General features: G+C 73.7%; 6 protein-coding genes. 5 read left to right on the top strand and 1 reads right to left on the bottom strand.

The genetic code is table 11. The annotated features are described in order from the left end of the window. Positions 1–129: 129 nt before the first annotated feature. The 5 genes from ACFYXB_RS34740 to ACFYXB_RS34720 all read left to right on the top strand — a co-directional run bounded on the left by ACFYXB_RS34740 (position 130) and on the right by ACFYXB_RS34720 (position 7,051). Positions 130–426 (top strand): DUF503 domain-containing protein, encoded by a 297-nt coding sequence (locus ACFYXB_RS34740; RefSeq protein ID WP_351362179.1) that lies wholly within the window; start codon positions 130–132, stop codon positions 424–426. Between the two features lie 37 nt (positions 427–463). After that, positions 464–919, top strand: coding sequence for a 30S ribosome-binding factor RbfA (gene rbfA / locus ACFYXB_RS34735; protein WP_389589039.1), 456 nt, complete (start codon positions 464–466; stop codon positions 917–919). Then, positions 916–1,821, top strand: a complete 906-nt coding sequence (truB, locus tag ACFYXB_RS34730; protein ID WP_389589038.1) for a tRNA pseudouridine(55) synthase TruB — start codon at positions 916–918, stop codon at positions 1,819–1,821. Before rbfA ends, truB begins: the two co-directional genes overlap by 4 nt. Positions 1,822–2,454: 633 nt before the next feature. Next, positions 2,455–5,952: a trypsin-like peptidase domain-containing protein gene (locus ACFYXB_RS34725; RefSeq protein ID WP_389589037.1), complete on the top strand. Its 3,498-nt coding sequence runs from the start codon at positions 2,455–2,457 to the stop codon at positions 5,950–5,952. A 151-nt stretch (positions 5,953–6,103) separates the two neighbouring features. Continuing rightward, complete coding sequence (locus tag ACFYXB_RS34720; RefSeq protein ID WP_389589036.1) at positions 6,104–7,051, top strand: bifunctional riboflavin kinase/FAD synthetase; 948 nt, start codon at positions 6,104–6,106, stop codon at positions 7,049–7,051. Positions 7,052–7,112: 61 nt separating this feature from the next. On the opposite strand, the gene ACFYXB_RS34715 is transcribed toward ACFYXB_RS34720, so the two are convergent. Further along, on the bottom strand, positions 7,113–10,511 hold the full coding sequence (locus ACFYXB_RS34715) for an SCO5717 family growth-regulating ATPase (RefSeq protein ID WP_389589035.1): 3,399 nt from the start codon (positions 10,509–10,511) through the stop codon (positions 7,113–7,115). Between the last annotated feature and the right edge of the window lie 395 nt (positions 10,512–10,906).

Raw genomic sequence — 10,906 nt, 5'->3', positions numbered from 1 at the left:
GGTCCGGGGCCGGTCGACGGAGAGTAATTTCCGTCGATCGGCCCCGGCCGTTCGTTGTACGGTGCTGATGTTCCTGCCGGTCGCTCGGCAGGCCCGTCAATCCCGTACCGGCGGGTCATCCGGACACACATGTACGTGGGGACTCTGTCCTTCGACCTCCTGCTCGGCGACGTACGGTCGCTGAAGGAGAAGCGCTCCGTCGTCCGCCCGATCGTGGCCGAGCTCCAGCGGAAGTACGCGGTGAGCGCGGCGGAGGTCGACCACATGGACCTCCATCGCCGGGCCGTGATCGGCCTGGCGATGGTCTCCGGCGACGCGGGGCATCTGACCGATGTCCTGGACCGCTGCGAGCGGCTCGTCGCGGGGCGCCCCGAAGTGGAGCTGCTGTCCGTGCGACGGCGCTTCCACGGCGACCACGACGACTGATGTTGAACAACGAACAGGAAGAACGGGAGACGGACCAGTGGCCGACAACGCGCGGGCGAAAAGGCTGGCGGACCTCATCCGAGAGGTGGTGGCCCAGAAGCTGCAGCGCGGGATCAAGGACCCGCGGCTCGGCTCGCACGTCACCATCACGGACACCCGGGTCACCGGGGACCTGCGGGAGGCGACCGTCTTCTACACGGTGTACGGCGACGACGAGGAGCGGAAGGCCGCGGCCGCGGGCCTGGAGAGCGCCAAGGGCATCCTGCGCTCCGAGGTCGGCCGCGCGGCCGGTGTGAAGTTCACGCCGACCCTCGCGTTCGTCGCGGACGCCCTCCCGGACACCGCCAAGACCATCGAGGACCTCCTCGACAAGGCGCGGCAGTCCGACGCGAAGGTGCGCGAGGCGTCCGCGGGCGCCGCGTACGCCGGTGAGGCAGACCCCTACCGCAAGCCGGACGAGGCCGACGACGAGACGGACGACGCCGCCGAATGACCAGCAAGCCCACCCCGCCCGACGGCCTTGTCATCGTCGACAAGCCGTCGGGCTTCACTTCGCACGACGTGGTCGCCAAGATGCGCGGCATCGCCCGGACTCGCCGCGTCGGGCACGCCGGCACGCTCGACCCCATGGCGACGGGCGTTCTCGTCCTCGGTGTCGAGAAGGCGACAAAGCTCCTCGGGCACCTCGCCCTGACGGAGAAGGAGTACCTCGGCACGATCCGGCTGGGGCAGAACACCCTCACGGACGACGCCGAGGGGGAGATCACCTCCTCCATCGACGCCTCCAAGGTCACCCGCGACGCCGTCGACGCCGGCATCACCAAGCTGACCGGCGACATCATGCAGGTGCCGTCCAAGGTCAGCGCCATCAAGATCGACGGCGTGCGCTCGTACAAGCGGGCGCGCGAGGGCGAGGACTTCGAGATCCCCGCCCGGCCCGTCACCATCTCGTCCTTCACCGTGTACGACATGCGCGACGCCGTCGCCGAGGACGGCACCCCGGTGGTCGACCTGGTGGTCTCGGTGGTCTGCTCCTCCGGCACCTATATCCGCGCCCTCGCCCGTGACCTGGGCGCCGACCTGGGCGTGGGCGGTCACCTCACGGCGCTGCGCCGGACGCGCGTCGGACCGTACAAGCTGGACGCGGCCCGCACCCTGGACCAGCTCCAGCAGGAGCTGAGCGTGATGCCCATCGCCGAAGCGGCCACGGCCGCGTTCCCGCGCTGGAACGTGGACACCCGGCGGGCCCGGCTGCTGACCAACGGCGTACGGCTCGAGATGCCCGAGGAGTACGCGGGCGCCGGACCCGTGGCCGTGTTCGATCCCGAGGGCCGCTTCCTCGCACTGGTCGAGGACCAGAAGGGCAAGGCCAAGAGCCTGGCCGTCTTCGGCTGACCCGGGGCAGGGCCCCCCCGGCCCTGCCCGTGGAGCGGCGACACGGGGTCGTGCCTCTGCCGCCGCTCCACGGTCCCCCCTCGGTTCCCCCACCCCTAGGGTTATCCACCCGCCCCCGCCTATTCACCCGACCGGGCAGGCGCTCGGAGTGAACGGGGGGAGCGGAAGGGGGCGCTTTCCCCGCGGCACCTGTCCCACCGATCTTCCCGCCCCTACCGTCGGACAAAGGGCACAGACGTGGGCGACACGGCGCTCAGTCGTGGCACAGATGTACGGCGGGGAGGTTCGGCCATGGGGGTACGGGGCCCAGGGGCCGGGGGCGGCCGCCTGTCGGCGGACGGCGTCCGGGGAGCGGAGGGGTGGGTCGGCTCCGGCTCGGTCGGGGGCGGGAGCCGCGGTGAGTGGGACGATGCGGCCGGGGACGAGGTCCAGGACGCGCGTGTGCGCTCGGAGGCCGGGAGGCGAGGGCTTCGGGCGCGGGCGGCACGGGACGGGCGGGGCGGCGAGGCCGGCGGCAGGGGTGCGCATCGGGGTCGTGCGGGTCGGGGTGGGGAATCGGACAAGCAGGCATGCGCCGACATCGGCAGCGGTGCGTATACGGCGCCCCGTGCCGGCCTCGGCAGCCCTGCGCATGTGACGCCGCGTGACCTCGACGAATGTCTCGTCCAGATCTGTGATCTCGCCGGACGTCCACGCGGCACCGGCTTCGCGGCCGACCATCACGGCACCGTCATCACCAGCCACGAGGCCGTCGACGGTCTGCCACGGCTCGTGCTGCGGTCCGGCGACCGTACCTGCCTCGTGACCGCCGACGCCGTCACCCTGCTGCCCGAGCTGGACCTGGCCCTCGTACGCACCGAGGGACTGGACGCGGACCCGCTCCCGGTCACCGTGCGGGACCGGATCGAGACCGGCACCTATGTGCGGATCGCCGCCGGGCGCTGGCGCGAGGCCCGGGTGCTCGGTGCCGGGCAGGTGACGTACACGGCCACCGACCGCTTCCATCTCCTGGACGACGCGGTGGAGTTGGCGATCGGCACGGAAGGGCGGGACGCGCTGCGCCTCGGTGGCGGGGCGGCCGGGGGACCGGTGCGCGACGCGGAGACCGGCGCCGTCCTCGCCGTGCTCGGCACCGCGTTGCAGTCCGGCCGGCGGGACGTCGGCTTCGCGGTACCGCTGCGGCACCCCGCACCGGGCGCGCTCGCCGAGCTGCTCGCCCGGAACGCGGCCACGGTTCCCGCCTACGGCGCCGACCTCAACCTCGCGGGCGTCCTGGAGCTCACGGCCACGTCGGTGGGGCAGGACGGCCCGCCGGGCGTGCTCACCGGACAGGCCGAAGCCCCCGGTCCCGTGGAGCCCGTCGAACGCACCGACGTCGTACGGGAGTTGACCGACTTCACGACAAGCGGTGCCACAGTCCTCGGCCTCGTCGGCGACCCGGGCAGCGGCCGTACGACGGAACTCGCGGCCCTCGCCGTCCGACGTGACCGGGGCGCGGAGCCGGCCCCTACCCTGTGGCTGCGCGGCGCCGACCTCAGGGACGCCGACGCCTCGGTGGCCGGCGCGGCACGCCGGGCGCTGGAGCGGGCCGCCCGGATCGTCGCCGCCTCCCGTTCACTGCTTCCCGCCCAGCTCGGCGAACTCACCCTGGAGCGTCTGGCCCGCCTCGCCGAACGCGCCGGCCGCCCCCTGCTCCTTCTGCTCGACAGCCCCGAGGAAATGCCTCCCGTCCTCGCCCACCGGCTCCCGGAGTGGACCGAGGGCACGGCGGAGTGGCTGCGCGAGACCGGGGCGCGGCTCGTGGTCGCGTGCACGGAGGAGTACTGGGAGAAGGCCGGGGCCCGGCTCCCACGCGCGCTGCTCCACGCCCGCACGACGGCCGACGTCCCGGGTCCGCTGCCGCCCTGCGTGCACCTGGGCGACCTCACCCCCGACGAAGCCCGCCGCGCCCGCTCCCGGTACGACGTCCCCGACGGCGCCCTCACCGAGCGCGACGCCCGCCACCCGCTCACCCTTCGTCTCCTCTCCGAGGTCCGCGCCGCCCTCCCGGACGCCCCGCTCCTCGCCGGCACCGACCGGCACGACGTGTTCTCCGCACACCTCGACCTGATGTGCCTGCGCATCGCGGTCCGGCTCGCCGCCGAGAACGGTCTGCGGGGCGCAGCCGTACGACGCCTCGCGGCCCGGGTCTCCGGACAGGTCCACGAGGCCGCGCGGCGCAGCCTCGGCCCCGGGCAGGGCGAACTGGACCGGGAGTCCTTCGAGGCGGTGTTCCCGTGGGGGCCCGTGGCGGACCGGCTCGGCGGCGGCAGCGGCTGGGCCTCCGCCGTGCTCACCGAGGGCCTCCTGGTCCCGGCCGGCTCCGGTTACCGCTTCGCCCACGAGGAACTGGCCGACTGGATCCAGGGCATGCACCTCGACCTGGATGAGGCCCTGCAGGCCCTGGTCCACCGCCCCTGCACCCCGCACAGCACCCACCCGCTGCCCGTCCCGCACCACCGCGTCGGCCCCGTCGTCCAGGCCCTGCTCTTCCTCGCCCGCCACCGAGGCCCTGGCCAACTCGCCCAGTGCCTGGAGGAGTTGACCCACGCCCTGGACCTGAACCCGGGCTCGTGGTGGGCCGCCCGACTGCTCTCCCGGACCCTGCTCCACGTGCCCGAAGCGACGCCGTACACCGGCGTCCTGCGACTCCTGGCCGACCGGATCGTGACGTGGCGGCGCCAACAGCGCGCCGTACCGGCCGAGTTCGGCCCCGCCTTCTGGACGGGCCTGCCCCTCCCGACTGCCGAACGCCTCGACCTGCTGCGCCACTTGGTCCTCGCGGACGAGGCGCCACTGGGAACGGGGGCGACCGGGAGTCCCGGAGGCCCCGAAAGCCCCAGCGCACCGCACCCGCAGGACACCCCGCCCGCCGCCGTCCCCCGTTACCTGGACGCCGTCGCCAATCTGCTCGCCGCCGACCCCGCCGCCGTACAACCGCACCTCACCCGCTGGTTCGACGACGAGCGCCCGCTGCCCGCGACGCCGTACGCCACCGTGGCCACCGCCGCGCAGGCGCTGCTGCACACGCACCGGTGCGGCGCCCTGGACGAGCTCACCGAGGTGCTCGTGGGCAGTGCGCACCGGCGGTCGGACGAGCTGCTCGCCGTGCTGGCCGAGGACGAGCCGTCCGCCCTCTGCCGCGCCGTCGACCGGTGGGCCCACGACGAGCGCCCGGCACGCCGGGTGGCGGCGGTGGCGTACGGACTGCGGGCCGCACCCCACGTCCGCACCGAGGCCGACCGCGAACTTCTGCGCTACGCCGCCCTCGCCCTGCTCGCCCGCCCCGCGGACGCCGGCCTGCACGGCGGCGCGCTCGCCCTCCTCGTCCGGGACCCGCTCACCCGCGCCCGGCACCTCCCGCAGGCACTGCGGCACTTCGCGTCCGGCGACCCGTACGTCCCGCCGAGCGCCCTGGTCCCCGCGCTGGCCACGGACCCGGACCCGGTCCTGGAGGCCTTCCGCGCCCGGCTGGGCGGACCGGAGGCGGGCGAGGCGCTGCGCACCCTGGCCGATGTGACCACGTCCACGCTCGCCCGCCGCGTCGCCGAGCTGGTTCTGGAGGCCGCGGAGCTGCAGCCCGGTACGGCCGGGCACGTCGCGGAGTACGTCGACCGCCGCCTCGACCAGGGCCCCGCCGCCCGCGCCGCCCTCCTGCCGCTGGTCACCCGCCTCCTGGTCCGCGGCCCCGAACCGGTGCGGGCGGCCCTCGCGACCGTCCTCGCCGCCCCCGGCACCCCGGCCTCCCGCCCGCTGCGCCGCGAACTCCTGGAGTTCCTGCTCACCCATGAGCACGACCTGGCCGTCCTGGACGCCCTGCTGCACGCCGCCGCGCTCGGCCGGGACGAGGACGGATACGGGGACAGGGAGGTCCGCGAGCTGGTCCGCCGCACCGGCCTCCTCCTCGTCCGAACCCCCGACGGCGCGACCCGCTTCGACCGCGGCCTGGTCGACCTGGGCCGGCACGTCCCCGGCTTCGCCGCGCTGATGGCCCGCTGGCTGACCGACACCCCGGACGCATGGGCGGCCGTCGTGGGCCCCAGCACCCGCCGGATGCTGGGCAACCTGGCAGGCGTGCGCGTCCCCGCGTGAACGCCGGGCCGTACGCTCGGTGCACGGCGGGGGTACGTGCGCCCCGTCACAGCCCCCATGCCGATGCCTGCGCGCGGCACCCGGCATGGCACCCTTAGAGCTGCGTAAGCGGTCAAGGGAAATACGGACAATGGTTCGAGGAGCGGTCACAGTGCAGCGCTGGCGTGGCTTGGAGGACATCCCCCAGGATTGGGGGCGCAGCGTCGTCACCATCGGCTCCTACGACGGAGTGCACCGCGGCCACCAGCTGATCATCAGCCACGCCGTCGAGCGCGCCCGTGAGCTGGGCGTGCCCACCGTCGTCGTCACGTTCGACCCGCACCCCAGCGAGGTAGTCCGCCCCGGCAGCCACCCACCCCTGCTCGCCCCGCACCACCGCCGCGCCGAACTCATGGCCGGCCTGGGGGTGGACGCGGTCCTGATCCTCCCCTTCACCACCGAGTTCTCGAAGCTGTCCCCGGCCGACTTCGTCGCCAAGGTCCTGGTCGACAAGCTGCACGCCAGGGCGGTCGTCGAGGGCCCCAACTTCCGCTTCGGCCACAAGGCGGCGGGCAACGTGGCGTTCCTCGCCGAGCAGGGCGAGACTTACGACTTCGAGGTCGAGGTGGTCGACCTGTACGTGTGCGGCGAGGCGGGCGGCGGCGAGCCCTTCTCCTCGACCCTGACCCGCCGCCTGGTCGCCCAGGGCGACGTCGAGGGCGCCCGCGAGGTCCTCGGCCGCCCGCACCGCGTGGAGGGCGTCGTCGTGCGTGGCGCCCAGCGCGGCCGCGACCTGGGCTTCCCGACGGCCAACGTCGAGACGCTCCCGCACACCGCGATCCCGGCCGACGGCGTGTACGCCGGCTATCTGAACGCGCAGGGCGAGGTGATGCCGGCCGCGATCTCCGTCGGCACGAACCCGCAGTTCGACGGCACCGAGCGCACGGTGGAGGCGTACGCCATCGACCGCGTCGGCCTCGACCTGTACGGCCTGCACGTCGCCGTCGACTTCCTGGCGTACGTGCGCGGCCAGGCGAAGTTCGAGTCGCTGGAGGCCCTGCTGGAGCAGATGGCCCTGGATGTGAAGCGGTGCCGTGAGCTGATCGCGGCGGAGGACTGACCGACCGTGTGACGAAGGGGGCCGGTGCCTGTCAGGCACCGGCCCCCTTCGTCGTCCCGTCCTACTGCTGAGGCGGGCCCTGCGGCGGGTAGGGCTGCCCCGGCTGCGGATACGGCTGTCCCGGCTGACCGGGCTGCTGCGGGTACGGCTGGGCCGGGGCCTGCGGGTAGGGCGGCTGCGGGACCTGCTGCTGCGGCGGGTACGACTGTCCCGGCGCCTGCGGCGGATACGGCTGGCCGGGCAGCGGCGGGGCGGCCACCGGCGGCGGGTTGCCGTCGCTGGTCCACAGCCCGTGCGACTGCTGGTGCCGCACGAAGTCCTCGGCGACCATGGCCGCGAGGTTGAAGTACGACTCGCGCACCTTCGGCCGCATCATGTCGAGGTCGACCTCGGCACCGGCGGCCAGGTGCTCGTCGAACGGCACGACCACGACACCGCGGCAGCGCGTCTCGAAGTGGCTGACGATGTCGTCCACCTTGATCATCTTGCCGGTCTCGCGCACCCCGGAGATGACGGTGATGGACCGCGACACGAGGTCGGCGTACCCGTGGGCGGACAGCCAGTCCAGCGTCGTACTGGCGCTGCTCGCACCGTCCACGGAGGGCGTCGAGATGATGATCAACTGGTCGGCGAGATCGAGCACTCCACGCATGGCGCTGTAGAGCAGCCCGGTGCCCGAGTCGGTGAGGATGATCGGGTACTGCCTGCCGAGCACGTCGATCGCGCGCCGGTAGTCCTCGTCATTGAAGGCCGTGGACACGGCAGGGTCGACGTCGTTGGCGATGATCTCGAGGCCGGACGACGCCTGGGACGTGAACCGGCGGATGTCCATGTACGAGTTGAGGTACGGGATCGCCTGGACGAGGTCACGGATGGTGGCCCCCGTCTCGCGGCGCACCCGGCGGCCGAGCGTACCGGCGTCCGGGTTCGCGTCGATGGCGAGGATCTTGTCCTGCCGCTCGGTGGCGAGCGTCGAGCCCAGGGCGGTGGTCGTGGTGGTCTTGCCGACGCCGCCCTTGAGGCTGATGACGGCGATGCGGTAGCACGACAGCACGGGCGTCCGGATCAGCTCCAGCTTCCGCTGCCGCTCGGCCTCCTCCTTCTTCCCCCCGATCTTGAACCGTGAGGGCGCGGCTGCGGGGCGCCCGCTCTTCGCCCTCTGCCTCTTGTTGTTCAGCAGCCGGTCGGAGGACAGCTCAACGGCAGCGGTGTACCCGAGCGGCGCGGCCCCCGGGTTCGTCGGCTGCCGCTGATCATGCTGAATGGGCTGCGGCCAGGCGGCACCGGCACGGGGGTCCACAGGGGGCTGGGGTGCCTGGGGCGCCTGTGGCCCCGGCGCCTGCGGCTGTGGGGCCTGAGCGTGGGGCTGGGGGAAGCCGTAGCCGGCGGGCTGCCCCGGTGCCGGGGGAGCGGGAGGAGACTGAGGCGCGGGCTGAGGGGGATTGAGGTTCTGCTGCGGGAAGCCGTATCCCGCCTGGGCGTTGGGCGCGGGGGCCGGAGGTTGCGGTGCTGGTGCGGCCGGGGTCGGCGCGGCGGCCGGGTTCGGGAAGCCGTAGCCGGTGGGGGAGTTGGAGGCGGGCGGCTGGGGGCTCGGCTGCGGGAACCCATAACCCGCCTCGGCGTTGGGCGCGGGGGCCGGAGGTTGCGGTGCCGGTGCGGCCGTGGCCGGCGCGGTGCCTGGGTTCGGGAAGCCGTATCCCGCGTGGGCGTTGGGCGCGGGGGCCGGAGGCTGGGGTGTGGGTGTGGGTGTGGCGGTGGGGTTGGGGAAGCCGTAGCTGCCTTGCGGCGTGGGCGCGGGGGCGGGCGGCTGGGGTGCGGTCGGGGCCGGTGCTCCGCCGGGGTTCGGGAAGCCGTAGCCACCCTGGGCCGCAGGCTGCTGCGGTGCCGGGGCGGGCTGGTTCCATGCCGCGGGCGCGGGCTGCGGAGCCTGGGGCTGGAAGGGCGACTGCTGCGTCGGCTGTTGTGCGGGCACGGCCGTCGGACCCTGCGGCGTCGCCGGCTGGGCCTGGCCCGGCATCTGGTCGGGCTGCCGCGGCGCGGGCTGCGCGGGCCACTGGGCCGCTGCCGCGGGTGCCGCGGGCTGGTACGACGGCGGCAACGGCGGCATCCCGGCCTGCGCCGCCGGCGGGGGAGCCCAGGCGGGCGGGGCCTCCCGGGGCGCGGGCGGGGCGGCCGGTACGGCGTCCTCGGGCGCCGCAGGCGCGGACGGCACCGCGTCCTGCGGGACGCTGTCTTCCGGCACGCTGTCCTCGGGTACGGCGACCGAGGGTGCCTCGTCCTCGGGTTCGGCGTCGGCCGGTACGGCGTCCTGCGGCAACGGGGCCGTCACGGCCTCGTCAGGCTCGGCGTCGTCGTCCGCCACCACGGAGTCCTGCGGCGAATCCGCTTCTTCGCCCGCTTCCTCTTCCTGGGCCTCGGCCTCCGCGGTCACGCTCTCCGCATCCGCGGACTCCGCGTCGGCATCGACCTCTTCCGGCTCCACCGGAGCGGCACCCTCGGGCGCATCCTCCTCGGTGTCCTCCTCGGCCGGCACCGACGACAACTCCGGACCGTCCCCGGAATCCCCGTCGTCCTCGCGGAGTTCACCTGCCTCGGCCGCCTCCGCTTCGTCACCTTGGGCGTCGGACGCATCCGCGCCGGTACCCGACTCGTCCTCAACACCCTTGTCCACCGCGGCTTCACGCTCCGCGATCTCCGCCATCTCCCGCTTCAGCGTGACTGCGGAGAACCGCATCGTGGCGCCGCTCTCCACATCACCGTTCCCGGACTCCTCCTCCACCACGGAGGCCGGAGCCGCGGGAGCAACCGGAACCGGAGGAACCGCGGGCGCGGACGGCGCCCACTGCTGCTGGAACCCGCCGACCGGAATGTTCGGCACGGCCGTGGGCGAAGCGGGATCCCCCACGGGCGCCTCGGCCTGAGCCCTGCTCTCAGGTTCGGCCTGCGGCTCGGGTTCCGAACGCTGGGGCTCGAACCCGCTCCCCACGGGCAACCTCGGCACCCCGGCCGGACCGCCACCCGTCGGCGGCGCGGGCGGAGTGAACGGCGCACCCGGCGCGGGAGCCGGAGCCGGCGGAGTGAACGGCGCCCCAGGAGCCGCGCTCCCGGCCTGCTGAGCGTGCGGAGGAGGCGTCAGCCCCGGAATCGGAGCCCCCGGCGGGAACGGCGAACCCCCCGGCCTCGGGAACGACGAGGGTGACGTACCAGCAGGAGTCGTACCAGCAGGAGACGTACCGGACGGGGACGTATCCGACGCATAGCCCGCCGCGCCACCGCCGTCCGCGCCCTGCTCCGAACTCCCGCCCGCTCCCGGTGAACCGGCCGCGTTCTGCGTGTACCAAGCAGGCGGCGCGTAGTCGATCGTGAACTCGCCCGTCGTCTCGATGGAGGACTCCGCGTCGGGCTGGTCATCGCCGGGTGTGGCCCAGCCCCCGCGGATCCCGTCCCGCTCGCTGCTCACAGTTCCTCCTGATGTGGTCGAGCACCCTCATGCCGTGCCGGGGCGACCCTGTCGTGTCGTTCTCAGTCGTCCGTGGTCGTTCGAGGTAGTCCGATCCACCGGCTCTCCCCCTGGAACGCCGACGCCCCGTCCACGAGTACCGGCATCGCGCCCCCTCCCAGCCTAATCACCGCACACCCCGCCTCGGCAGGCCCGTCCACACCCGAGGGCCTGCCCACTGCGTCACAACCTGCCCGGAAGTGCCGTACGCAGTCGGCGTATTGATGAACAATCCGGGCAACAAGCGTGAACGAGAAGGACAATCACCCGACATTCACCCGCACAAACACACAAGTAGGGGCGGCACGTACGCGTGCCGCCCTACTTCGTCAAACCGTCACCCGCACTGTCCCCGG

Source organism: Streptomyces sp. NPDC002619 (genome assembly GCF_042889305.1).
In the GTDB taxonomy this organism is placed as follows: Bacteria; Actinomycetota; Actinomycetes; order Streptomycetales; family Streptomycetaceae; genus Streptomyces.
Note: the sequence above shows the minus strand (reverse complement) of the source record. Positions and strands in the feature narration are given on the sequence as shown.

Coding starts and splice junctions, on each gene's coding strand:
- ACFYXB_RS34740 (WP_351362179.1), top strand. CDS start 130: ATGTACGTGGGGACTCTGTCCTTCGACCTCCTGCTCGGCGACGTACGG.
- truB (WP_389589038.1), top strand. CDS start 916: ATGACCAGCAAGCCCACCCCGCCCGACGGCCTTGTCATCGTCGACAAG.